Origin of the sequence: Butyrivibrio sp. WCE2006 (genome assembly GCF_000701985.1) — a bacterium.
In the GTDB taxonomy this organism is placed as follows: domain Bacteria; phylum Bacillota; class Clostridia; order Lachnospirales; family Lachnospiraceae; genus Butyrivibrio.
Genome location: NZ_JNKH01000044.1, coordinates 1 through 26,166 on the forward strand (window position 1 = coordinate 1; position 26,166 = coordinate 26,166).

Annotated in this window: 17 protein-coding genes, 1 tRNA gene and 2 pseudogenes; 17 read left to right on the forward strand and 3 right to left on the reverse strand. The window is 39.5% G+C overall.

Going from position 1 to position 26,166, the window contains the following annotated elements; all coding sequences use genetic code 11:
• Window positions 1-384 precede the first annotated feature (384 nt).
• Window positions 385-2,559 (forward strand): annotated as a pseudogene (locus T501_RS17170) (YfhO family protein); the annotation flags it as partial.
• Entirely contained in the window at window positions 2,543-5,767 is a 3,225-nt protein-coding gene (locus tag T501_RS17175) for a glycosyltransferase family 39 protein (protein ID WP_044916472.1), read from the forward strand. The pseudogene T501_RS17170 and the gene T501_RS17175, both read left to right, overlap by 17 nt.
• A gap of 126 nt (window positions 5,768-5,893) precedes the next feature.
• On the opposite strand, the gene T501_RS17180 is transcribed toward T501_RS17175, so the two are convergent.
• Entirely contained in the window at window positions 5,894-6,754 is an 861-nt protein-coding gene (locus tag T501_RS17180) for a putative sugar O-methyltransferase (RefSeq protein ID WP_050008378.1), read from the reverse strand.
• A gap of 309 nt (window positions 6,755-7,063) precedes the next feature.
• Between T501_RS17180 and fba the strand changes: the two genes are divergently transcribed.
• The 14 genes from fba to T501_RS17250 all read left to right on the forward strand — a co-directional run bounded on the left by fba (window position 7,064) and on the right by T501_RS17250 (window position 24,770).
• Window positions 7,064-7,999, forward strand: a complete 936-nt coding sequence (gene fba / locus T501_RS17185; RefSeq protein ID WP_026509051.1) for a class II fructose-1,6-bisphosphate aldolase — start codon at window positions 7,064-7,066, stop codon at window positions 7,997-7,999.
• A 403-nt stretch (window positions 8,000-8,402) separates the two neighbouring features.
• On the forward strand, window positions 8,403-8,906 hold the full coding sequence (greA, locus tag T501_RS17190) for a transcription elongation factor GreA (protein ID WP_026509052.1): 504 nt from the start codon (window positions 8,403-8,405) through the stop codon (window positions 8,904-8,906).
• A gap of 21 nt (window positions 8,907-8,927) precedes the next feature.
• Window positions 8,928-9,443 carry a flavin reductase gene (locus tag T501_RS17195; protein ID WP_044916473.1) on the forward strand — a complete coding sequence of 172 codons (516 nt, stop codon included), beginning with the start codon at window positions 8,928-8,930 and terminating at the stop codon, window positions 9,441-9,443.
• Window positions 9,440-10,063: a YdcF family protein gene (locus T501_RS17200; RefSeq protein ID WP_044916474.1), complete on the forward strand. Its 624-nt coding sequence runs from the start codon at window positions 9,440-9,442 to the stop codon at window positions 10,061-10,063. Before T501_RS17195 ends, T501_RS17200 begins: the two co-directional genes overlap by 4 nt.
• A gap of 34 nt (window positions 10,064-10,097) precedes the next feature.
• On the forward strand, window positions 10,098-12,269 hold the full coding sequence (locus T501_RS17205) for a hybrid sensor histidine kinase/response regulator (protein ID WP_044916476.1): 2,172 nt from the start codon (window positions 10,098-10,100) through the stop codon (window positions 12,267-12,269).
• Window positions 12,266-14,272, forward strand: coding sequence for a hybrid sensor histidine kinase/response regulator (locus tag T501_RS17210; protein WP_049945621.1), 2,007 nt, complete (start codon window positions 12,266-12,268; stop codon window positions 14,270-14,272). The genes T501_RS17205 and T501_RS17210 overlap by 4 nt, the downstream gene beginning before the upstream one ends.
• 67 nt (window positions 14,273-14,339) lie before the next feature.
• Window positions 14,340-15,926: an NAD(P)/FAD-dependent oxidoreductase gene (locus T501_RS17215; protein WP_044916477.1), complete on the forward strand. Its 1,587-nt coding sequence runs from the start codon at window positions 14,340-14,342 to the stop codon at window positions 15,924-15,926.
• A 123-nt stretch (window positions 15,927-16,049) separates the two neighbouring features.
• Window positions 16,050-17,246 (forward strand): FprA family A-type flavoprotein, encoded by a 1,197-nt coding sequence (locus T501_RS17220; protein WP_026509056.1) that lies wholly within the window; start codon window positions 16,050-16,052, stop codon window positions 17,244-17,246.
• Between the two features lie 63 nt (window positions 17,247-17,309).
• On the forward strand, window positions 17,310-18,389 hold the full coding sequence (locus T501_RS17225; protein WP_026509057.1) for a PTS sugar transporter subunit IIC: 1,080 nt from the start codon (window positions 17,310-17,312) through the stop codon (window positions 18,387-18,389).
• Window positions 18,390-18,590: 201 nt separating this feature from the next.
• Window positions 18,591-19,619 carry a glycoside hydrolase family 5 protein gene (locus T501_RS17230; RefSeq protein ID WP_044916478.1) on the forward strand — a complete coding sequence of 343 codons (1,029 nt, stop codon included), beginning with the start codon at window positions 18,591-18,593 and terminating at the stop codon, window positions 19,617-19,619.
• 241 nt (window positions 19,620-19,860) lie between these two features.
• Window positions 19,861-21,420, forward strand: coding sequence for an ABC-F family ATP-binding cassette domain-containing protein (locus T501_RS17235; RefSeq protein ID WP_026509059.1), 1,560 nt, complete (start codon window positions 19,861-19,863; stop codon window positions 21,418-21,420).
• A gap of 231 nt (window positions 21,421-21,651) precedes the next feature.
• Window positions 21,652-22,476 (forward strand): MurR/RpiR family transcriptional regulator, encoded by an 825-nt coding sequence (locus tag T501_RS17240; RefSeq protein ID WP_044916479.1) that lies wholly within the window; start codon window positions 21,652-21,654, stop codon window positions 22,474-22,476.
• Between the two features lie 80 nt (window positions 22,477-22,556).
• A complete protein-coding gene (locus T501_RS17245; protein WP_050008379.1) occupies window positions 22,557-24,017 on the forward strand; it encodes an alpha/beta hydrolase in 1,461 nt (486 codons plus the stop codon).
• Window positions 24,018-24,425: 408 nt separating this feature from the next.
• Window positions 24,426-24,770: a hypothetical protein gene (locus T501_RS17250; protein WP_044916481.1), complete on the forward strand. Its 345-nt coding sequence runs from the start codon at window positions 24,426-24,428 to the stop codon at window positions 24,768-24,770.
• A gap of 86 nt (window positions 24,771-24,856) precedes the next feature.
• Here T501_RS17250 and T501_RS17255 read toward each other — a convergent pair.
• Window positions 24,857-24,930 (reverse strand) — tRNA-Pro (locus T501_RS17255).
• Window positions 24,931-25,023: 93 nt separating this feature from the next.
• Here T501_RS17255 and T501_RS17260 point away from each other — a divergent pair.
• Window positions 25,024-25,719 (forward strand): alpha/beta hydrolase, encoded by a 696-nt coding sequence (locus T501_RS17260; RefSeq protein ID WP_050008380.1) that lies wholly within the window; start codon window positions 25,024-25,026, stop codon window positions 25,717-25,719.
• Window positions 25,720-25,953: 234 nt separating this feature from the next.
• Here T501_RS17260 and T501_RS22245 read toward each other — a convergent pair.
• Window positions 25,954-26,166 (reverse strand): annotated as a pseudogene (locus T501_RS22245) (IS110 family transposase); the annotation flags it as partial.

A 26,166-nucleotide genomic window follows, 5' to 3' on the forward strand; every position in this document is an offset into this window, starting at 1 on the left:
AGAGTTGTGTTCAATGTAATCACCACCTTTCATAAGAGATTAAAGTGTTCAATCGGCTTGGTAAAACCCATGATCATGGAGCATCGACACCCTCGCATATAAGAATCCAGCTTAAGATGGACAGATGCGAAACCACACTGCTAGATGGTCGTCCATGCACTTAAGCAAACAGCCAGCCGGTTTGAAGCTAACTTCCATGTCAGGGGAACAGACTTTTAATTGAAGCAACCATTTCTGGTTCAACAGGAGATAATAGAACTATTACCTGATTGACACGGGGACAATTATATCATGGGCTTAACTAAGCCTATTGAACAAATATTTATTAAGTTATCAAGGTACATTTAATGTATCTAAAAATATTATACGAGGAAATATAAGAATGAACGAAAATTCATGCCATTTGTTCTTGCAACGTTGCTCTCTGCTGTAAGTAATTTTTATTTCTTCTACATGCTTGTGCTCATGATAATGGTCTATGCAATTATCTACATTTTTACTTCAGGCCATTTCGAAAAGCGCGCGGAGGCATTTAAGTGCATAGCAGAGTTTTTGGGGCTTGGGATTATCGGAACATTGATATCAATGCCGATACTTTTGCCTGTCATTATTGCTTTTATTTCAAACCCCAGAGCAGGGCTTGGTTCACACGCAGTACCTGTTTTGTACTCGACAGAATATTATAAAGAGTTACTGGTAAGCCTTTTGTCCTATAAATATTTTCCTAAGTATGACACAGTTATAAGCATGACATTTATAGCATTACCGGCGATTTTTGCAGTTTTTACAAAAGCTAATGATGATGAAAAGGGTGATGCCATAAGGTTTAGAATACTTGCGGTATTAACCACGGTAATGCTTCTTGTACCTGTAGCGGGTTATGTAATGACGGGATTTTCATACACCATAAACAGGTGGAGCTTTGCATATTGCCTGCTGCTTTCTTACATGATCATGCTCCTGTCGGAGAAGATGACAGAGTTTAATGTAAAAGCAAAATTGATAATTACTGCATGCAGCATAGTGTATGTTATCGTAATGCTTACTGTTGGTGAAAAATCAGTAAATGTATATCCTCAGCTGGTGCTGCTTGCACTACTTCTGATTCCGCTATATATCAATAAGATTCCTGAGGCTATAAGAAGAGGCAGCGTGCTTTTACTGGTAATACTTGGTGTTTTGCAGAACGGATATGCTGCAAATGCACCTGAAGCAGGTAATCTTCCAAGTGGATATGTTGATAAGATGACTCCTGAAGAGTATGAGGAACTGGTGATGAATACAGAGCTTAGAGCTTTGTCTGAGACGGTGCCGGAAGCCCAGAATAATTATTATAGTTATTCAGGCAGAAACCTCACCTGGAATGCATCGCTTCCATATAGCGTTCCTTCTACTCAGTTTTACTTTAGCCTGGCTAATGGAGCTGTGTCAGATTTTATGGAGTCACTTGCAGTAAATGAAATGTCAAACTTTTCATTTTTTGGACTTGATGACAGAGCAATGCCACTGAATCTTGCAGGAGTAAAATATTACTCGCTGAGATACAACAATGAACAGGAACAGGCCTATATTCCTTATGGATTTCATCCGTTTGCAGAATGGTATAACTTTGGAATTTATTCAAATGACAGTGCACCTGCTCTTGGATATACCAAAAATCAGGTATTATCAAGGGATGATTACGATAAACTGACACCTGTACAGAGGCAGCAGGTGATGCTGTATGGTGCTGTCAGAGAAAAAGAAAACGATGATGTTCCATGCGAGATATCAAACCTTGATATAAATGATCAGTCATATTTTTCAGATGAGACAGTTCAATATGAGGTGCTGGAAAAGCATGGAGTTAAGATTAAAGACCATGAATTCGTAGTAAAGAAGCAGAATGCTACTGTGACATTGTCGTTTAGTGGTGTGCCGGAATCGGAAACATATCTGTATATTAAGAACCTTAACTGCAAGACACCATATGATGCTGCTAATATTACAATTTCAACCGATACACCTGAAAACAGACAGATAACGAAAACAATTGCATTTAAAACGCCCTATAGCCAGTTTTACAGCGGCTGGCATGATTATATTGTTAATCTCTGCTACAGTGACGAGGAAAGAAGCAGGATAACGATTACTTTCCCTGATAAGGGAAGCTATACTTATGATGATCTGCAGATCATTTGCCAGAAAATGCAGGCATATTCAGAGCATATGGGTGAATTTGCATCAGAAACCATGAGAGACAATGCGCTTCACAGAAATCAAATGTCACTTATGACAAATGAGATTACAGGAACAGTAAGCCCGGCTCAGGATTCCTATCTTGTGATAAACATTCCCTATGATAAAGGATGGACTATCTATGTGGATGGGGAAAAGAGGACACCTGAGAAGGCAAATATCATGTTCCTTGGAACTCCTGTTACAGAAGGTACGCATAATATTGTTCTGAGGTACCACACACCGGGACTTTTGATGGGACTGGTTCTGGCAATTGGAGGAATTGCAATTTTAATAATACTAACGGTTATGGAGAAGAAGAAACGTGCGGGAAGAGAATAATAGCATCAATAAAAAGAAATTGTTTTTTTTACTGGTATATATAATAGCGGTGTGTTCCAGACTTATTTTTCTAAGTAGCAAACCCGCAGGTCTTCATGTTGATGAAGCCGGAATGGCTTATGATGCATTTTGTCTTGCAAATTATGGAGTGGACAGAAATCTGCTTTCATTTCCTGTTTATCTGATAAACTTCGGAGGTGGGCAGAGCGCACTATACGCCTATATAGCAGCGATATTTATCAAGTTTTTGGGACTTAATGTGATTGCACTAAGACTCCCCGGAGTCATATTTTCACTTATCACTTTGTTTGCAGGTGAGCAGATAGTAAAAAAGATTTGCGGAGAGGATTCGATAGCTTCATACACATATCCTGTACTGTTCACAATATGTCCGGTATTTGTAATGAGTGCCAGATTCGGACTGGACTGCAATCTGATGCTGGGAATGACAACGCTGTTTATCTACACTTTGATTAGAGCGATTGAGTCAGGAAAATGCATAGATTATCTGATTGCAGGAATCTGTTCAGGATTATCGCTTTATACCTACGCTATATGCTATGCAATAATGCCACTTTTTCTGCTGGTTACTTTTATTACTCTTCTGGTTTGGAAAAAGCTTAACATTCAAAGAATTATAAGCTTTGTGATACCTCTTGCAATTTTGGCAGCGCCGCTTCTTGTTACTCAATATGTAAACATAAACGGAAAAGATTCTATAGTGTTTGGAATTATCACGATGCCGGCACTTACCTTTTATCGTGGCGGTGAGATAGTGGCTCCATCCATTACAGGCTTTATTAATACCTTAAAAAGTGTATTTCTCTTTGACAGCCTGAACTATAACAGCATTCCAGGTTTTGGAACGATGTATTTTATAACTATCTTTTTTGTGCCGCTTGGAATTTATAGAGTCATCAAAGAGATTTATTCTTCTATAAAAGAAAAAAGAGTAAGCTATGCTGTTTTACCTTTTTTCTGGTTTGCAGCAGAGCTTTTAATAGGTTCAATGCTGGGCGGAGATGGACCAAATGTAAACAAGATGAATGGAATATTCTTTAGTGTGGCATTTTTGGCTGCATGGGGAATAGAATTCGTCATTAAGAAGTTTATGGGAAATAAGATCTTCGGAACTGTTGTCGGAGTTTTGATTTGTTGTGTGTATCTTGGATTCTCAGGAGCCTTTTTTACAAGATATTTTGGAACGTATTCCGACAACTTATACCTTTTCCAAAAGCCCATAGATGAGCCGCTTAAAATACTGGAAAATGAAGAATACTTTGCAGATAAGCAGATAGTGTTTATCCACGATAATCAACCATATATACCACCTTATATCTTTTATCTGCTTGGAACAAAGCTTTCACCCTATGATTTCAATATGGGTGATACATCCTACTATGGAAGATATCTGTTCAATCCACCGGAAGAACTAAGTCCTGATTATGTGTATCTTGTATTTGATAACAATGATGAGAGGATTGAAAGTCTTCAGAATATGGGATGCGATCAGATCTTAAAATTTGATGGAGCATCGATTATCTGGCAGGGCGAACAGATAGAGTCAGACTTTGGCTATCTGAGTGAGAAAAAGGATAAGGGTGTTCCTTTTGGTCACGATCTTCCTTTCCACGTGAGAAGAATTGCAGGAATCGCAGAGGGACTTAAGGCAGGAGAGTTTCCGGTTAAGATTCAGCATTACTGGTTTAATAATTACGGTTATCCTGTTGGAATAATGTACGGAGATGCGCTGTTGTACATACCGGCTATCATGCATCTTATGGGTATGCCCTTGTGGGAGACATATCTTTTTTACATGATATTTATTCAGATACTTACTGCAGCTACTGCTTATTTATGCTTTAGATATATTTCAGGAAACAGGCTTTCAGGAATATTCTGCGCGGCACTTTATTTCTTATCTTTTTGGAGACTTACGGATTTATTTACAAGGCAGGCAGCAGGGGAGTATAGTGCGTTTGCATTTTTTCCGCTTATTGTTCTGGGACTTGCAAGAATACATAGGAATGAAAAAGTAAAAAGAGGGGCAATCCTTCTATGCGTTGGCATGACAGGACTTTTTATGACGCATCTTTTGAGCGTCGTTATGGCAGCTCTGTTCATAGTGATATTTGTTCTTGCTGATGCTAAAAACATGCTGGCTGGTGGGAAATGGAAGACTCTTATCATGGCAGCCGGTGGTACAATGTTACTTAATCTTTGGCAGATAGTTCCGCTTGTTGACTATTATAAAAACGCGCCCATGCTCATTAATTCCGGTGAGACAGCGCCTATTCAGACTTTTGGTATTACCTGGAGACAAATGGCTGGAGCTTTTTATGATGTGACTGCGCCCATGAGAGAGCTTGGAAACGAGCCTGTCACCGAAATGCCGCAATCTCCGGGGCTGGCACTGATTATAATATTGATCGCATTTGTGGCATATCTGATCCTGCAGAGAAAAGAGTTAAAAAACAACTTAGTTGCCACATTGGTGTGGGGACTTGGAATAGTCTCACTTGTCCTTAGTACATGTTATTTTCCTTACGATATGCTTTATAACAAAGCAAAGTTTGTTTTTAAAATCCTTGGAAGCATACAGTATCCTGCAAGATACCTGACAGCTGCAACAGTGCTTATTTGTACGGTCTATGCGATTATGCAAAAAAATAAGGTAACGTATAAGCTTAGCATTATTCTTCTGGCTATAAGCCTGTGGCAGAGTGGTTCCTACATCCATGCATTCATGGAAAAGCAGGATAATATTGTGGCTATCAAAACCGTGGATGAGTGGACATCATTTGATGATGACAGGCAATATATGTTGCAGGGAACAGATTTGGAGCGACTGCAGTATGCTTCAGTTCTGCCATCTTCTGAGGATATAGTATATTCTGATGAGGAGAGAAAGGGCGGAGAGTATTCACTCAGACTTTCAAACAACTCACAGGATGAAGGATACGCTGATTTGCCGATACTTGCATATCCATATTATTATGGAACCGATGGAAACATAAGCTACAAGCTTTCAGCGGGAGATAATAATAAACTGAGAATTGAGCTACCTGCAGGGACAGACAGTGTAATAAAAATCAGATTCAGAGAACCGTTTTATTGGAGAGTTTCTGAAATAGTCTCTTTGCTATTTGCAATAGCTCTTGTTGTTGGGACGATACTAAAAAGGAAAAAGCTAAATAAGAGATACTAACAAAAAATATAATAAGATAAGCTTTCTTAACAAAGGCTTATTGAAGAACTTCACAAACGGAAAAGTAATAAAAAATGCATCGGCATAATGGATAATTCCATAGCTGATGCATTTTATATTTCCTTATTACCAAACAATAAGACAGTTACCAGGAGCGGTAAGCGGCTTTTCTTCGAGTACGCGGACATCTCTGCCAAGATCGGATAACATTTTAGTGAATTCATCAACCGTATATCCGTCCAGTTTTCTCTCGGATTCCAGATTCCAGGTAAAGTAACCGTGGGCAGCTTTTGAAACAACCTTATCCCAGTAGGCTTTCTGGATAACTCTGGCAAGCTCGCTGTAAGCATAGTTACTGATTACAAGATCATGCTCAGGAAGATTCTCCTTGTCAATAGCAGTACCATCCACAAAATGAATGTTTGAAAGGTCTGTAAGCTTTCCAAGAAAGCGTTTGGTAAGTCCAAGTGCCTCCGGAAGGTCTATCAGTGAGTATCTGGTAATTTCGTAATCTGAAAGGATTATTCTACATTGTCCGCCGTAGCCGACACCGATTTCTGCGACGGATTTAATCTCATTCATTGGAAACAGATTCTTTAAATCGGCTAAAACCTTAATATATCTAAGAGTTGTTGGAGAAACATAAACATCCTTGTTATCAATGTCATATTCATAAATACGGGGCTTTCCAACCTTATCGTTTCTTAAATATTCACCTAATCTGTCAGATATTTTTTTAAAATCGGGATTTTTTATAAGTTCATCGAGATATTCCTGACCCTGTTCTTTTGACATGTGCTCCAGAATAAGATTGTAGATCTCATTACGTCTGAAATGGTGGAACATAAATCCGTTCTTACTTGCGACCCGGCAATATGCAGGATATCTTCCATCGTCAGATACACTGCTTCCTCCGGTGCTTTTATCAAGATAGTCTGCCATGATCTTCTGGTCAAGCTTTTTTAGGACTTTATCATAAAATGTCATTTATAACTCCTCCTCTAGAGTATCTTAACCTATTGTATCATAAAATCGTTAGTAAAAAAGCGGTTACTGTTCAGACAGCTCTGCGCACTTGCTGCGCTGAGCGTGAGAATGTTCTACGTCTTGAATATAGGATTTGCCCCTTTGCCGAAGGCAACTGGAATGGGCAAATCCAGTTGCTGTGAGCACCGTAAGGTGTGAACAGTAATAAAAAGCGAATATGATAGCAAATAAGGTTGTACTAAAGTTATGATTTGGTCTATAATATTTCTAGTGTTTTGTTAACAATATTTACGAAAGGTGGTAAAAATTATGCCATTAGTTACAACGACTGATATGTTTAAAAAAGCATACGATGGTGGATATGCTGTTGGTGCATTTAATATCAACAACATGGAGTTCATTCAGGCTATCACAGAGGCTTGTGACGAGCTTAAATCCCCCGTTATTCTTCAGTGCTCACAGGGCGCTATCAAGTATGCTCAGTTCCCTTACCTTGTAAACATGGTTAAGGCAGCAGCTGAGTCTACATCTATTCCGATCGCTCTTCACCTTGATCATGGTGCAAGCTTCGAAATCTGCAAGGAGTGCATTGATAATGGATTCACATCTGTTATGATCGATGCTTCTTCCAAGCCTTATGAAGAGAATATCGAACTTTCCAAGAAGGTTGCTGATTATGCTCATTCTAAGGGATGTGTAGTAGAAGCTGAGCTTGGTACTCTTTCAGGTGTTGAGGATGATGTAAACGTAGCTGATGATGCAGCACAGTATACAAATCCCGATCAGGTTGAGGACTTCATGAAGCGTACAGGCGTTGATTCACTGGCTATTGCTATCGGAACAAGCCATGGTGCATTCAAGTTCAAGCCCGGCCAGGATCCCAAGCTTCGTCTTGATATCCTTGAGGAAGTTGTTAAGAGACTTCCCGGATTCCCGATCGTTCTTCACGGTTCTTCAGCAGTTCCTCAGAAGTACGTTGGAATCATCAATGCTAACGGCGGCGCTATGAAGGATGCTATTGGTATTCCGGATGAGCAGCTTCGTGCAGCAGCTAAGAGTGCAGTCTGCAAGATCAACATCGATTCAGATCTTCGTCTTGGTATGACAGCAGGTATTCGTCAGCACTTTGCTGAGCATCCTGAGCACTTTGATCCTCGTCAGTATCTTGGTGATGGACGTGCTTATGTTAAGGAAATCGTTCACGACAAGGTTATCAACGTTCTTGGTTCTGACGGAAAGGCTTGATTTAAAGCGTTCAAGAAGACATAAAATGATTAAGCTGCCACAGATTTTTTTCTGTGGCAGTTTTTTTATCTTACAGGAAATTCCTCCGGATTTCCTATAAGATAAAAACACTCCGTGAGGATGCGCACTCGCGCGATAGGAATATGTTGCTTGTAGCAACCGCGCTCGGCGCGAGAATTTTGCAAGCAAAATTCTTATTTTACTATTTCTTAATATTTTTTTTCTAATATATCGTGTAAAATTAAAATATCTTCTTGTGCCTTCTTAAGACATATTTTAGAAGGCGGCAGTAAATAATTGCAAAATATTTAGTTGTTTCTGGTAAAGAGGGAATGATTCTTCGGAGCTGGTTATGAATTCACAGATTTAACTGTCATAAGGAGATAAAGAGAGGGATTTAAAAATGCATAATCAACTTACAAAAAGAGACATTGAAGATATGGAGGCGGAGATTGAACACCGCAAAGCCGTAGTGAGAAAGGAACTTCTTGAGGATGTAAAGGAAGCAAGGGCTCAGGGAGATTTGAGTGAGAACTTTGAATACTATGCAGCCAAGAAAGCGAAAAATGCCAATGAGAGCAGAATAAGATTTCTTGAGAGAATGATCAAAACTGCTGAGATAGTGGATGATTCCAGTGCTGAAGACGAAGTCGGAATGAACAAGACTGTTACTGTTCGTATGGAAGATGACGGTTCAGAGGCTACCTACAAAATTGTTACCACAATGCGTGGAAATGCATTAAAGGGACTTATAAGTATCGAGTCACCTCTTGGTAAGCAGCTTATGGGACATAAAGTTGGAGACAAGCTTACTATCGAAGTAAATAATGATTACAGCTATGACATAACAATACTGAAAATAGAGAATACTGAACTTACAGAAGAGGATAAACTCAGGGATTTTTAATAATCGTAGGAGGGATTGATTATGGGTCTTCATGTATTTCAGCCTGTTGAACTTGATGATGTTCTGGAGGGCGCTTTTAGATTTGGTGGAGAAACCTGGGCACTACTTACTGCAGGAAACGAAAATAAGGCAAATACCATGACCGTCTCCTGGGGTGGTATTACCTATGTCTGGGATAAGACCTGCGCAATAATATATGTCAGGGAAAGTAGATATACCAAGGAATTTATTGACGCAGAAAAAAAGTTTTCCTTATCATTCCTGAATCATGATGAATACAGAGGCCTTAAAAAATATCTTGGATCTGTATCCGGCAGAGATGAGGACAAGATTGCAAATGCAAAGCTTAACCTCAACTTCGATGATGGTATCCCCTTTGTCGATGAAGCTGACAATGTTCTTATCTGTAAGGTTTTATATAGACAGCAAATGAAAGAAGAATGCGTAACAAATGGCCGTGTGATAGCAAATTTCTATGATAAAGGAAACTATCACTGGTTTTACATTGCAGAAATTAAAAAGGTAATGATTCGATGAAACCGGCAAATTTAAAATCACTGGAAGAAATTGGTAAATTCATATTTTTATCGGAGAAACCGAAAAAGGCAGACCTGATTCTTATTCCCGGTTCTCCGACTAAAGAGCTTGCTGAGTATGGAGCGCATCTGTGGAATGAGGGATATGCTCCAAAAATACTTGTTTCCGGTAAATTTTATATGACCTATCAAAGCTTTGAGGAAGAGTGTGGGGCTGTTTTTAAGCAGGATGCTGACTGCCTTGGCTGTAGTACGGAAGCTGAATATCTTACAAAACTCATGATGCGGTATGGGGTTGATGAAAAAGCTATAATTCAGGAAACCGAGTCCACAAATACTTTTGAAAATGCCAGGTTTTCAAAGGATATGATTGAAAACGAATTAAAGAACGAAAGGATCGGGCATATAATATTATGCTGCCAGGCCTTTCATGCAAGAAGAGCTTTGATGACATTCCAGTCAGAGCTTAGAGATTACAAAATAACAGTATGTCCCGTGGTTACAAGAGGGCTCAGCATTGATACCTGGATGGATAACCTTAAAGGTTACAATACGGTACTGTCTGAGCTGAGAAAATGCGGAGAATATTTTCACGGAGAGCGGATGTACGAAATCAGATAACCTTCACAAAGCGCTATTTTCATGAGGGGTTAATATGCGTAGTGAAAAACTGCGAAAATGGGTTATACCGTTTTTTACCGTAATACTATTTGTATTTTTGGTAATTTCCGTAAATATAATCCAGGACAGATTTATCTATAGAGATCGAATCACCCAGCTGACAACTTATTATACTCAGCTGGAATCTATTATTGCGACCAGATTTACCAGATATTTTAATATTTTAAAAAGCTGGTCGTATCATCTTGATAACGAAGAGTCTTCGGGAATCAATGATTTTATTTCATATGTGTCTGCAGAAAAAAGAATATGGGAAATAGATCAGGTGTATTTTTTCAATGATAAAGGTGAGTACAGGGATGCGGATGGGAAAATAGGTACGCTAAAGGAAAAACCGGAGTTTATCGAAAATCTCTCAAAAGAAGGAGAAATGCAGGTTACTCACATAATTGGTGCCAAGGGAATGCATCATGATCTTTTTGTGCTCGGAATTAAACCGGAGAAGTTTGAAAACAAGGAATACTGTGCCATAGGACTTGCCATCGACACCTCGGAGATGAAAAACAGACTTACCGTCAGTAAGGGCGATATGGGCAACTCTCAAAATTATCTGGTGGATATACATGGAAATCTGATAATCACGTCTGTTGATTTAAGAGATGAAAAGAAAAATATTGTAGAGTATGCTGTCCAAAACGGTGAAATCATATATGATCCCACCGGATTGGGACTTTCTAAAGCAGTGGCAGACAGGATGACTGGAGTTATCGTTATAAGTATAGATGGAGTTGAGTACTACCTTAGCTACGTTCCGTGCGAATTCGAAGACTCCATGCTTGTATGTCTTACTCCTTCTGAGACTATTGACCGCAGTATCACAGAGATAAAGAAAATCAATAATATTTTACTTATAGCAGCATTTTCAATTGTACTTGCAATCATGATGCTGATAATGCGATCTATTTCTATGAGGAATATGCTTAATGTTGCAAATTCGGCAAATGAAGCAAAGACAAGGTTTTTGGCAAATATGTCCCATGATTTCAGGACACCTATGAATGCAATATCGGGTTATCTTTCTCTCATGAAAGAAAATGCGAACAACCCGGAAAAGGTCATTGAGTATGGAGAAAAGGCGGAATATGCCCACAGAAACATATTAAATATGATCAATTATGTCCTTGCACTTAGTAAAATGGAAAACGGCGGGGATGAAATCATTAGTGAAAGATTTTCACTTAATGATGTTCTTCTAACAGTTAAAAATGAGATGGGTGCTCTTGCAGAGGGAAAACATCAGATATTCAGCATTGACAGGAGTAATGTTAAAGAAGATGCTTTTATGGGAGATGCCAATAAACTGGAGATAATCCTGAAGAACCTGGTGCAGAATTCTATTACATATACTGATGAAAACGGTGAGATTAAATTGGAGGTATTTCCTGAAGATAAAGAAGATAAGGAATTTATACAGCTTCGTTTCGAGATAAAAGATAACGGTATCGGAATGAGCGAAGAGTTTATCAGACATGTCTTTGAGCCCTTTCAAAAGGAGAGTAGAAAAAATGCCAGTAAGGAGCAGGGAACAGGACTTGGCCTTACCGTAACAAAGGGAATAATAGATATGCTCGGTGGAACCATCGAAGCAGAGAGCAGGATAAATGAGGGTAGTACTTTTATAGTAAGACTGTCATTTGGAATTGCTGAAAAAACAGAGCTTGAAGAAATAAGAGAAATTGAGCAGCAACTCGAAAAAAATGAAGAAGATCATGAAGAGGAAAAAGAAAATGCATTTAAGGGGATGCGTTTTCTGGCAGCTGAAGACAATGAACTAAATGCAGAAATTCTTGTGGAAATATTAAAACTCAATGAAGCGGAGCTGATTGATGTGGCTGAGGATGGAGAAAAAGTAGTATCGGCTTTTGAGGAAAAAGAGCCTGGATATTATGACATGATCCTTATGGATATCCAAATGCCGAATATGAATGGATATGAAGCGGCTAAAGCGATACGTAATCTTGCAGATGAGGGAAGAAAAGATGCTAAAACCATACCAATCATAGCAATGAGTGCAAATGCTTTCAGGGAAGATATAGAAGAGGCAAGTGAATCCGGAATGGATGCACATATTGCAAAACCTATAGATATCAAGCTTTTTGAGAACACCGTCAAAGCCTTTAAATGCAGGGGGCATGAAACAGTATGATTGATAATAAAAATGACGGCAATGAAAGAAAGGGTCTATGTAAAGACTGGTTTTTCGATTATGTCATAAGACAAAACAACATAATTGCAGCAATTTTCTCTGCACAGGATTTTAAGGTGGAATACTTAACTGACAATGTGGAGGAAATTCTTGGTGTGCCCAGAGAAAGCATCCTGTCTGATGTCAGAAACCTTTTAATGATGGGCGTTCGTTCTGACTTAAAGCCTCCGCCGACCAATGAGAATCTAAGTAAGCTTTCAATAGGTGAGATGGTAGAAGCAGATGTTCTTGAAGTTAAAAATAGAGTTACAGGAGAGATCCGCTATTTCAGAGGGAATATCAACCATGCGGATATAGAGGACAAGGACAGATTTTTACTTGTGTGGGCTGACATAACTGAAGAGGTAAAAAGAAACAGGCAGATGGAGGAAATGATCGAAGTTGCCAAGGCGGCAAATGAGGCCAAGACAAATTTCCTCGCAAATATGTCCCATGATTTCAGGACCCCAATGAATGCCATAACCAATTTTAATCTGCTTATAGCAAAAAATTCTGATAATCCGCAGAAGGTGAGAGATTACACACATAAAATCGGGCTGGCGTGCCAGAATCTGCTGTCACTTTTAAATGATGTCCTTGATATGAGTAAAATTGAAAGTGGAAAGGCAGATATAAACCATGAGGAATTTGCCCTTGGATTGCTGCTTGATGAAGTCAACTCCGTAATAACTTTTCAGGCAAAGGGCAAACAACTTGATTACCAGGTTCATTCAGGTGGAATGCAGCAGGATCTGTTTGTTGGTGATAAAAAAAGAATCAATGAGATACTGGTGAACATACTCGGAAATGCTGTTAAATACACACCAAAGGGTGGAAGGATAGATTTTACAATAAATGAGGAAAAAATCTCAAAGGGAGATTACTGGGACCTTAAGTTTTCCGTAAAGGATAATGGAATTGGAATGAGCAAGGAGTTCCAGGAAAAAATTTTTGACGCCTTTTCAAGAGAAGAGAAGGAGGCGACAAGCGGTATTCAGGGAACCGGTCTGGGAATGGCGATAACAAGAAGTCTTGTTCAGATGATGGGAGGTACTATTTCTGTTGAGTCTGAAGAAGGTGTTGGCTCGACCTTTACAATTATATTGAGACTCCCGGGAGTTCATCAGGACAAAGGAAGCTTCTGGAAAAACCATGGCATTCACAGAATGCTGATAATAGATGATGATATACAGGAGTGTACTAAAATCGAAACAGCCATGCGGGACGCCGGCGTAGAAGTATTTATCTGCACAAGCGGATATAAGGCCATAAGACTTATAGAGGTAAGTGCTGATGATAATAAGAGCTTTGATGTTATTCTTTTGGGAATGCAGATCAGAAGTATCAGCTGTTTTGAACTTGCTGCCTTCATACGTGACAAGAATTTTAATCCAAAACCTATAGTCCTGCTTCTGACTGACGATTGGGAAGAGGTAGCCCAGGAGGCACGAGAAGCCGGAATATATGATTTTATGCAAAAGCCTTTCTTTTTCTCATCATTTTCACAGCTTATGGAAGATATTCTTAACAGGAGCAGTTCTGTTAAGGAAGAGCATGGAAAAATCTTTGATGGAATGAGATTCCTTACAGCCGAGGATAATGACATAAATGCCGATATTCTGGCAGAGCTTATGGGGATGGAAGGTGCATTGGTCGAGAGAGCATCAAATGGTCAGGAAGCGGTTGAAATGTTTGAAAAGGCAGATAAGGGATATTATGATATGATCCTTATGGATATTCAGATGCCGGTTTTAAACGGATATCAGGCTGCTCTTGCTATCAGAAAGCTGGATAAAGAGGGTGCAAAGGATATACCGATTATAGCCATGACCGCCAATGCCTATGCGGATGACGTACAAAGGGCAATTGATTCTGGAATGAATGCTCACATTGCAAAACCCATAGATATGAAGGTGGTTGAGTCAACAATTATGTCATTAAGAGAAAATCGGTTGTCGACATAAATAACTATAAATGTTAAAATTGTACTATTGTGATCGTAAAAAATAGATAGTGGAGCAGAATGTAGAAATGAAAAAAGCTTTAATCATAGGCGCCGGCCCTGCCGGACTGACGGCTGCGTACGAATTATTGACAAAGTCAGACGACATTGAAGTCGTGGTACTTGAAGAGACGGACAAATTCGGAGGAATTTCCAGAACCGTTGAATATAAGGGAAACAGAATGGACATGGGAGGACACAGATTCTTCTCCAAAGTTCCCGAAGTAAATGAATGGTGGGATAAAATGCTTCCCAGACAGGGAAGTCCGTCCTATGACGATATAGTCTTGAAGCGTACATCTACAATTGCAAAGGGCGGTCCTGACCCTGAGACAGAAGATAGAGTAATGCTTAGAAGAAACAGAATTTCCAGAATCTTTTTCAATGGAAAGTTCTTTGATTACCCTATAACACTTAAGGTTGAGACCTTCACAAATATGGGTCTTGGAACTACTATAGTAGCAGGCTTTTCATACATAAAGGCAATGCTTTTCAAGCGTAAAGAGAACTCACTTGAAGACTTTTATGTAAACAGATTCGGTAAAAAACTGTATTCAATGTTCTTTGAGCATTACACAGCAAATCTCTGGGGAAGACATCCCTCAGAAATTGATCCCAGCTGGGGAGCACAGCGAGTTAAGGGCGTGTCCATCATGGCCGTCCTTGCCAACGCATTTAAGAAAAAGAGTGGTAAGACAGGCGGAAAGGTAGAGACTTCACTTATTGAGGAGTTCAGCTATCCTAAGCTTGGTCCCGGACAGCTTTGGGATGTAACTGCTGCTGAGATTCAGAAAAAAGGTGGCACAATTATTACAGGTGCCAAGGTTGTTAAGATCAATAAAGAGGGCGATCATCTTTCAGGTGTTACCTATGAGAAGGATGGACAGCAGGTTACTATTAACGGTGATTATGTGATAAGCTCAATGCCTATCAAGGATCTCGTTGCCGGAATGAATGATGTTCCTGCTGATTATGCGAGAATCGCCAAAGGACTTCCTTACAGAGATTATATGACTCTTGGCGTGCTTATCCCGCATCTTAACCTTCAGAATAAGACTAAGGTTAGAACAATCGGAAATATAGTACCGGATAACTGGGTATATGTTCATGACAGAAATGTATCCATGGGACGTTTCCAGATTTATAACAACTGGTCACCGTATCTTGTTAAGGATATAGACCACACTGTATGGATGGGACTTGAGTATTTCTGCAATGAAGGTGATTCCATGTGGAGCATGACTGATGATGAGTTTGCACACATGGCTATCAAGGAGATGGTCAAGATTAACCTCATCGATGAAGAGAAGGAAGTAATCGATTATCATGTTGAGCGTGTTAAGAAGGCATATCCTGCTTACTTTGACACCTATGATGAGATCGATAAGCTGATCGATTATCTTAATTCTATAGATAACCTCTTCTGCGTAGGAAGAAATGGTCAGCACAGATACAACAATATAGATCACTCTATGTGTACATCATTTGAGACTGTTAAAAATATTCTCAGCGGCACACGTGACAGAAGTAATATCTGGAGCGTTAATACTGAGAAGGAGTATCATGAATCCACGGAGGAAAAGAATCCTGAGGATGAAGAGATAGAAATAGACTGAATTTATAAGGGCGCCATATTATTGGCGCCCTTATTTAAAAGGAACAGTCAGCGGGTCTTCATACGAGGCGCGGTGGTGTTTGAATAAAATATTAAATTTTGAGCGTATAAGGAGGGTGTTATTTTGATTAACTACAAGCAAATTGCTGAAGAAACTTATTGGATTGGCGGAAGTGACAGAAGACTTTCAAGATTTGAGAATATTTTTCCACTTAGTAATGGCGTTTCCTATAACAGTTATGTTATAACTGATGAAAAAACTGCATTACTGGATACAGCAGATATCTCAATTTCAGATCAGTTTCTTGAAAATCTGAATGGTGTACTTGATGGTAGAAAGCTCGATTATCTTGTAATAAATCATATGGAGCCTGATCACTGCTCACAGATAGCTACTGTTGTTGCTATGCATCCGGATGTAACTCTTGTAGGAAATGCCAAGAGCTTTACATTCCTTTCCCAGTTTTTCCCAGAGCTTAATGACCAGAAGAAGATTACTGTGGCAGAGGGTGACAAGCTGGAGCTTGGAAAGCATACACTCAGCTTCGTGATGGCACCTATGGTTCATTGGCCTGAAGCTATGTTTTCATTTGACAGTACAACCGGCGCACTTTTTAGCGCAGATGCATTTGGAACCTTTGGCGCTATTGATGCAGGCATTTTTGCAGATGAATATGACTTTGAGAAGATTTTCCTTAATGAAGCCAGAAGATACTATGCAAATATTGTAGGTAAATATGGCATGCAGGTTCAGGCAGTGCTCAAAAAGGCAGCAGGACTTGATATTAAGTTTATTTGTCCTTTGCATGGTCCTATATGGAGAGAGAATATTGCCTGGTTTATTGATAAATACCAAAAGTGGAGTACATACACACCTGAGGATGAGGATATAGTTGTTATTTACGGAAGTCTCTATGGACATACTGAGAGTGCAGCGCAGAAGGCTGCTTCCATGATTCGTGAAAAGAGCGGAAAAAAGGTCTTTGTTTATGACGTATCTCAGACACATACTTCAGAACTTATTTCTGAGGTTTGGAGATGTAAAAAGATAGTTCTTTTCTGCCCTACATACAACAATGGAATTTATATACCTATGGAGAATTTCCTGTCTGACTGTCAGGCTCTTACCGTACAGAACAGAATCTTTGCACTTGCTCAGAACGGAACCTGGGCGCCTGCTTCAGGAAAGCTTATGACAGAAAAACTCCAGAGTCTTAAAAATGTGACAATTGTTGAGCCAATGCTCACAATAAAGAGTGCACTTCATGAGACAGACGCTCCGGAGCTTGATGCTTTTGTGAATGCTGTCATTGAAGCATAAATAATTTAAGTCCTTTACGTATACAGTCAAAAAGTGACTGATATAAGGAGGCAAGGAGGAGAAATGAAAGAATTTTTGAAGAGGAAGAATATCGTGATCTCAGGCAAGAGATACGGTATCGAAGCACTGTCTGCCATGGCACAGGGATTGTTTGCATCATTACTGATAGGAACAATCCTTAACACTATCGGAACCCAGCTTGGTCTTGCGTGGCTTTCGGAGATTGGAAAGTATGCTTCATCAATGAGCGGTGCTGCAATGGCTGTAGCGATTGGTTATGCTCTTCAGGCACCACCACTTGTATTGTTTTCACTTGTAACCGTAGGATATGCTGCCAATGCACTCGGAAGTACAACTCTTTCAGGCGGAGCAGGTGCAGGCGGCCCTTTGGCAGTTCTCTTTATAGCAATAATCGCAGCAGAATGCGGAAAGGCTGTTTCTAAGGAGACAAAGGTAGATATCCTTGTTACACCGATCGTAACCATTCTTGTTGGTGTCGGTCTTGCAAGCCTTATTGCACCTGCAATTGGTACAGCAGCATCATCTGTTGGATCAGTTGTTATGTGGGCAACAGAACAACAGCCGTTCCTTATGGGAATCATAGTGTCAGTTGTTGTAGGAATAGCACTTACATTACCTATTTCTTCTGCAGCTATATGTGCTGCTCTCGGACTTACAGGTCTTGCAGGTGGCGCAGCGGTAGCAGGTTGCTGTGCACAGATGGTTGGGTTTGCGTGCATGTCCTTTAAGGAGAATAAGTGGGGCGGCCTTGTTTCTCAGGGAATCGGAACATCAATGCTCCAGATGGGAAATATTGTCAAGAATCCTAAAATATGGATTGCGCCTATTCTCACAAGTGCTATAACAGGTCCTATTGCTACCTGCATTTTCCATCTTCAGATGAATGACCCTGCAAGTGCAGTGGCATCAGGTATGGGAACCTGCGGCTTTGTTGGACAGATTGGTGTATATGCAGGATGGGTTAACGATGTGGCAACCGGCGCAAAGGCTTCTGTCACAGCTTTTGACTGGATCGGACTTATCCTTATATGCTTTGTTCTTCCGGCAGTTTTGACAACTGTATTTGGCCAGATTTTTAGAAAAATCGGCTGGATAAAGGAAGGCGATTTAAAGCTCTCATAAATTATTGAGAATCTGAAGTCATACATTTGATAAAAATGACATGGTTTTTATATAAAAGTTAATCGCCGGAGAATAAAATTATAAACTGCAGATGAGCGCTATATGATAGGGCTTGGTTAGTATCATGCAAATTCTAAAGACGTTTGTATACAAGTATTTTGAAACCTGTATATCATGTATAAGTTTAAGGAGGAAATTAGTATGAAGCAGTTTCCGGGATTTTCACACGGAATAAATCTTGGTGGGTGGTTGTCTCAGTGTAACCACACTAAGGAGCGTTATGACAATTTTATTAAAGAGAGCGATATTGAAAAGATTAAGAGCTGGGGACTTGACCATATAAGAGTTCCTGTTGACTATAATCTCGTTGAGGAAAAGGACGGAACCTATAAAGAGGACGGATTTGCCTATATTCAGAAAGCTATAGACTGGACAGGAAAGTACGGACTGAATATGGTTCTGGATCTCCATAAAACCTTTGGCTACAGTTTTGATAACGGAGAACAGGAAGCCGGCTTTTTTGAAAATGAAAAGTATCAGGAGAGATTTTACAAGTTATGGGAGCAGTTTGCAGAGCGTTTTGGCAAATACGAGGACAGACTTGCTTTTGAGCTTTTAAATGAAGTAACAAAGAAGGAATATTGTGACACATGGAACGGAGTCTCAACAGAATGCATTAAGAGAATCAGGAAATTTGCGCCTACAATAAAGATTCTTCTTGGAGGCTATTACAACAACAGCATAGTTGCACTTAAGGATATCTGTGCACCCTATGATGAAAATGTAGTATACAACTTCCACTGCTATGAGCCTCTTGTTTTCACGCATCAGGGCGCAGCCTGGATTGAGTCCATGGATAACTCATTCCGCATGCCTTTTGATTCAACCTATCGTGAGTATGATGAGAATGCATTTGCTCAGCTAGGTAACAGACCTGAGGAGCTTAAAGTATCTGATCCTGATAAAAGGCTTGGAATTGAGTATTTTGAGCAGTACATGGAAGAGGCAGTAAGAGTTGCCAATGAAAGAAATGTAGCTTTGTACTGTGGTGAGTACGGAGTTATCGATCTTGCGACTCCTGAAGATGCCCTTAAGTGGTATCAGGCTATTGGAACCTGCTTCAACAAGTACAATATCGGACGAGCAGCATGGAGCTATAAGGAGATGGATTTTGGTCTTTCCGATGCTCGCATGGATGCAGTTAGAGATGAAATACTTAAACTCATGTAAATATTGCTTTGGCCACGAAATGTCACAATTATTATATAAATAGCCAAAGTGCTAGTAATTGAATTAGTTTTTGATATTAAAGGTATTGGTTTTGGAAACAGGACTGATACCTTTTTTAGTGTTACTGTCATTTAGGATTAATCTTTACTGCGTGCAGGGTAGCTTCCTTATGGAAAAAGGGTGAATCAATGTTATAATAGAAAAACGCAAAAATATTGCTAAGAAAGATGAGGTATTTTTAATGAGCATATTAAATGTTGAGCACCTTACACATGGCTTTGGTGACAGGGCGATTTTTGATGATGTGTCATTCAGACTTCTTAAGGGAGAACATATCGGGCTTGTAGGAGCAAATGGTGAGGGTAAATCTACATTTATGAACATAATTATCGGGAAGCTTATGCCCGATGCCGGAAATATCGAGTGGGCTAAGAATGTTAAGGTCGGATATCTGGATCAGCATGCTGTTTTAAAGGAAGGCATGACGATCAGGGACGTGCTTGCATCAGCCTATGAGCCGCTTTTTGATATGGAGCGCAGAATGAATGAAATCTGTGACGCCATGGGCGAAGCGGATGAAAAGCAGCTTGAGGAATACATGGAAGAGCTTGGAACTATCCAGGACCTTTTGACTACCCACGATTTTTACCTTATTGATTCGAAGATTGAAGAAGTATCAAGAGCGCTGGGATTTATTGATCTTGGTTTGGACAGAGACGTTACCGAGCTTTCCGGAGGTCAGAGAACGAAGATACTTCTTGCAAAGCTCCTTTTGGAAAAACCGGATATTCTGCTTTTGGATGAGCCTACAAACTATCTTGATGCCGAGCATATTGTCTGGCTTACAAGATACCTGCAGGAATATGAGAATGCATTTATTCTGATCTCACATGATATACCTTTCTTAAATAACGTGGTCAACATCATTTATCACATGGATGGACAAACCCATAGCCTTGACCGATATGTTGGTGACTATGATAAGTTCATGGAAGTATATGAAATGAAAAAGGCTCAGAGGGAGGCAGCATACAACAGGCAGCAACAGGAGATTGCAGACTTAAAGGACTTTGTTGCAAGAAACAAGGCAAGAGTTGCAACGAGAAACATGGCTATGGCAAGACAAAAGAAGCTTGATAGCATGGAGCTTATTGAGAAAATCCAGGAAAAGCCAAAGCCGGAGTTCAATTTTAAAACAGCAAAGACACCAAGTAAGTTCCTTTTTGAGATCGAGGATCTTGTTATCGGTTATGATGAACCACTCTCAAAGCCGTTAAATATGTTTATTGAGAGAAATTCATTTATTGTGCTTACAGGTGCAAACGGAATAGGAAAATCCACACTTCTAAAGAGCATACTGGGAATAATTCCACCTCTGTCAGGATCGGTTAAAAGAGGTGAAAATGTGGCAATAGGCTATTTTGAGCAGGAAATGTCACCTGATATTGAGACGACCTGCATGGAAGAAATTTGGAATGAGTTCCCTTCATTTTCACAGTATGAAGTCAGATCTGCTCTGGCAAAATGCGGACTTACAACCAAGCACATAGAGAGTAAGTGCAAGGTATTGTCCGGTGGCGAACAGGCTAAGGTAAGACTGTGCAAACTCATAAACAGAGAATCAAATATACTGGTCCTTGACGAGCCTACTAATCACTTGGATGTAGATGCCAAGGATGAACTCCACAGAGCTTTGAAGGAGTACAAGGGAACTGTTGTCATGGTATGCCATGAACCTGACTTCTACTCAGATCTTGCAACTGAGGTTGTGGACTGCACTAAATGGACTACCAGAATTTAAAATTGAAATCAAATTTTCGCTGTATTGGCTGCCTTTCCACGAGAGGCAGCCATAATTTTTGAGTAGGGTACTTGGTTAATTATGAATGTGTCAGTACACTAGTGCGAACCATTGGAGAATTGCGGATAAATCACATGGATGGAATATTGCGGCTCTTTTAGTGCTATAATTGATAGAACACATACAAAGGGGGTGCTACTGTAGGGGTCACCAGTAGCTAATTACATAATTATGAGACAAACAGACAAACTCTTAATGTTAATGCAGCACTGCAATTTTGCAGTATCAAACGAAAATGACTATGCTATCTCATCTGTTATCATAAAAAGAATTGTAACTAACGCTGATCTTTCAATAGAGCAGATTGCAGAAGAAGCATGTATCTCTCAGGCTTCAGTCAGTCGTTTTGTGAGGAAAGCGGGTTTTGACAGCTGGCAGAGCTTCAGGGAATGTTGTAGTGGTGCCTGTAATGAAATAGGGCAGCGCAGGTACGCATATAGTTTTGTTGATTGGAAAAACAAAAACTTAAGTGAAATGAGTGACAACCTGTTAGACAGAATTACCAGTAATCTTAAGGCAACGAACAAGGGCCTTGATAGTGATGGAATTGAAAGTATTCTTTCTAAAATGATCTCTGCTTCTGAAGATATCTTCATAGGAGATGAACATGCACTATCGATATTTTATACATTACAGCTTGATCTTTTATTTGCCGGTATCCCTTCTTACCTATATAAGAATATGGATGTTCAGGAAAGTCTTTCTCACCATATATTGAAGGGTGCCGTAGTAATATTTCTTAATATAGAGAATAATTTCCTGGCTCCGAAACAGTTAAATACGATTAAAGCCATGAAGGAAGCGGGGGCATATATTATTGTTTTTTCCCAACAGGACTGTTCCGACAAAATCGGTTATGACATGGTATACCGTTATGGAATACCTGAAAGTGCTAATGACGGATACTATTCACTATTCTATCTGTCACAGCTTTTATCTGATTTGTTGATCCAGAGGGCATTTTCAAAAAATGAAAGCGATTTTCACAAGCGATAATTGTTAGTAATCTTTTATAAAAATATAATTAATATAAACCAAATTTTGGTTAAATTAAATATATTTTGGGAGGATTACGTATGAAAAAGAAACACCTGATGTTACTGATGTCATTGATGTGCACCGGAGCACTTCTTGCAGGATGTGGAAATTCGGCTCCTGAAGAAACAGCAAAGGCGAGTGCAGCAGAAGAATCTGTAACTGAAAAAACTGAGGAACCTGCAGAGCCGGAGGTATTAGAAGAGAAAGAGGAAGAAGCAAAAGAAGAGAAAAAAGAAGAGGAAACAGAAGAAGTGAAAGAAGAGGTCATTGAAGAGGAAGAAGTGGCAAAAGCAGATAAGCCCACCGATTTCGCAGAGGGTGCAACTGTTTATGAGTCAGAGGAATCACCAACCGGATACATGGTACATTTCGCATATAAGAATGACAATGATGATGTTGCATCTGTAAGTGTTACGGGACCATTTTTATACCTTGACCCCGAATTAGACATTTCTGATAAATCAAACTGCTACACACCGTATGATTATAAGAATGGTTTTTATGCATCTAACTGTGCACCCGGTCCTTTTTCATGGGGTTACACAGAAGAAATGAAACTTAACGAAGATACAGGTCTGTACGAAGCAGAATTCCCTATTACAAGTGGATCATTTGCATATAATTACATTCTTAAAGATGCAAATGGAGAAGAGACACCAATAGATGATCCTGCTAATCCTTCACCTGCAAAAGACAACGCAAACAGTAACTTTGCAACAGGTGACCTGACTCATAGCATTGTCTATGGTAAGTTTGATTCCGATAAGCAGAGTAAATCTCTCAATTTGGATTATGTTCTTCCTAACGAAGGCAATCATGGAGAACTAAAATATGTAGAATACAAGGGTGTTCTTTCTTCAGACCAGGATCTTGGTGTATATACTCCTGCAGGATATGATGCAGACAGAGAAGAGCCTTATAAGACCGTTTACATGTCACATGGAGGCGGTGGAAATGAGACTGACTGGTTTGCAATGGGACATGTTGACAATATCATCGACAATCTCGGCGAGGATATCATCATTGTAACCATGGACAATTCAAGCTTTGAGTGGGATTTTGATAAGATAGAAGATAACGTAATCAACTATATCATTCCTTATATGGAAGAGAACTATAACGTATCAAAGGAAGCAAAAGATCGTGCCTTCTGCGGACTTTCCATGGGATGTATGACAACTTTCCATATGTATTATGATCATCCCGACGTATTTGCATACTTCGGTGGTTTCTCCGGACCTGACATGAGTGCAATAAAGGATACTGAAGGAATAGAGAATGCAACATTATTCTTTACTGTAGGAACTTGTGATATTGCATCAGAAAAAGTTATGCCAAATGAAGAGGGAAAACAGATAAAGTACGAGAACTATGTTGAGTATCTTAAGACTGCAACAAAAGAAAACGTAATAGATGGCGGCTACCTCTATGGTTCTCATGATTGGTTTACATGGTCCCAGTCATTCTATAGATTTATGACTGAAGTGGCATTTAAATAAAAAGAATTCCTGCAATAGGGGACTAAACTATTAGTCAGTTATTATATATAACTGATTTATAGTATGTCACGAAATGAATTAAAAACAGAAGCAACAGTGCATGGCTTTTATGCTGCGCACTGTTCTTTTTTATCTTAAGGAAATTCCTCCGGATTTCCTATAAGAAAAAAACACTCCGTGAGGATGCGCACTCGCGCGATAGGAATAATGGAAATAGTATCAGGTAGCGGAAGTATTATGAAACTTGTCATATTGTGTATCTATGGTGTTATGATGATATCAGTGTTTGTGGGGCTGATTGGAAAAAGATAACTGAGCATTAGGGCAAGAGCTCTACCTGGCACAAAGCAGGCTGCTTTTGTCGAAGGATATGATTAAAAAATGTAAAAATCAGGAGAATTAGTATAAATGAAAAACAGAAACTATTCGAACGCGAGAGTACTCACAATGATTCCGATTATTGTTTTGGTGATAACAGTAATCTGTATGGTACTTGCAACAATACTCGAAGTTCCTACGAATAGAGGTGCAATATATTCGATCCTTGCATTTATTGGATTGCTGAATATGTTAATAGCGCCGTTTCCGTGTCTTGTGATATCCATTATCGGAACGGTGTATTCTGCGAAGGCAACAAAGGAAGGCATAGCTCAGGCTAAAAAATACCTTATTCTGGGAATCATAGAGATCCTTGTCTACGTTATAGGAGGAGCTTTGGCAGTCCTGATGATCCTGGGCGGACAGAGCGTGTGAGTAAACATCAAGTCCTGGTGCTGATATTTTTATGTTTCTTGAATTAACAAAAACGAGATACCATGAATGGTATCTCGTTTTATTAGTCGAAGTGACAGGATTCGAACCTGCGACCTCTGCGTCCCGAACGCAGCGCTCTACCAAACTGAGCCACACTTCGATATATATAAGCAAAGGATACGATATGACCTTTGCAGCAGAAAATATGATACAATGAAAATGGTTTATTTGTCAATAGCTTAAAGGCAGGTGTATGAAAATGCAGTTGAAAAGATATATTGCAGGTGGCAGAGAATGTGCTTCAAATGAAGTAAGTGAACCTGAATGCGTTGTTATTCAGCTACATGGCGAGCTGGAAATGAATTCTATAAATAAGGAAATTGAGAATATCGAAGTGGATTCAGAACGCAAAGTGCTCTATGTTTTCTGTAAAATAGAGGATTGGGATAAAGAACTGGCACCATGGAGTGCACCACCGGTTTTTGGAAATGTACCATTTGGAGCAGGAGCGAAGGATACGCTTGAGTTTATAGAGAATGAGCTGTTACCGGCAATTAATGCGGAGTACAAAATAGCATCGGAGTGCCCTAAGATACTGGTAGGATATTCTCTTGCGGGACTATTTTCCCTATGGAGCGCATATCAGAATGATTTGTTTGATGCAGTAGCGGCTGTTTCTCCATCAGTCTGGTTCCCTGATTGGATTGAATATGCGAAGGCCAATCAGCCTAAAACAAAAAATATTTATCTTAGCCTTGGGGATAAAGAGGATAAGACGAGAAATAAAGTAATGAAGAACGTTGGCAACTGCATACTCATGCAAAAAGAGATATTTGATCAGCAAAATGATATGTCAAGCACATTCGAATGGAATGAAGGTAATCATTTTAATAACGAAGAATTAAGATGTGCAAAAGGAATAAACTGGTGTCTTAAAAATGTTCTATAAATGAGATACAATTAACAGACAAATTCGATGTTGGCGTTTTGATAGCCTGATAAGGACTATTGGCTGATGCGATAGATAAATAATAAAAGTCCAGCGGTGTGATGTCAAGTAAAGAAAAATAAAAAATCTTTTATTTTTTGACATTTTTCACGAAAAGAAAAAACGACCACCTAAGCCCTGTCGACCATATTTTTAAATGAGCAGGGCGTACTCATCAGCAAGTAGGTGATACTACTATGCTGGACGATATAGACGATTGTCTTTCAGCAGTCGAAAGACTAATCGCACAAGTTTACGAGCAGTTAATGCGAGTGCACGTTTGTGTTGGTATCTGTTCACCTCTTTGTACTTGAGGTGATAGAAGTCGCTGTATTCTTTGTCGCATCTTACAAGAGATAATGCTGCTTCACACAGATAATACTTTAAAAATCGGTTGCCAGATGGTAT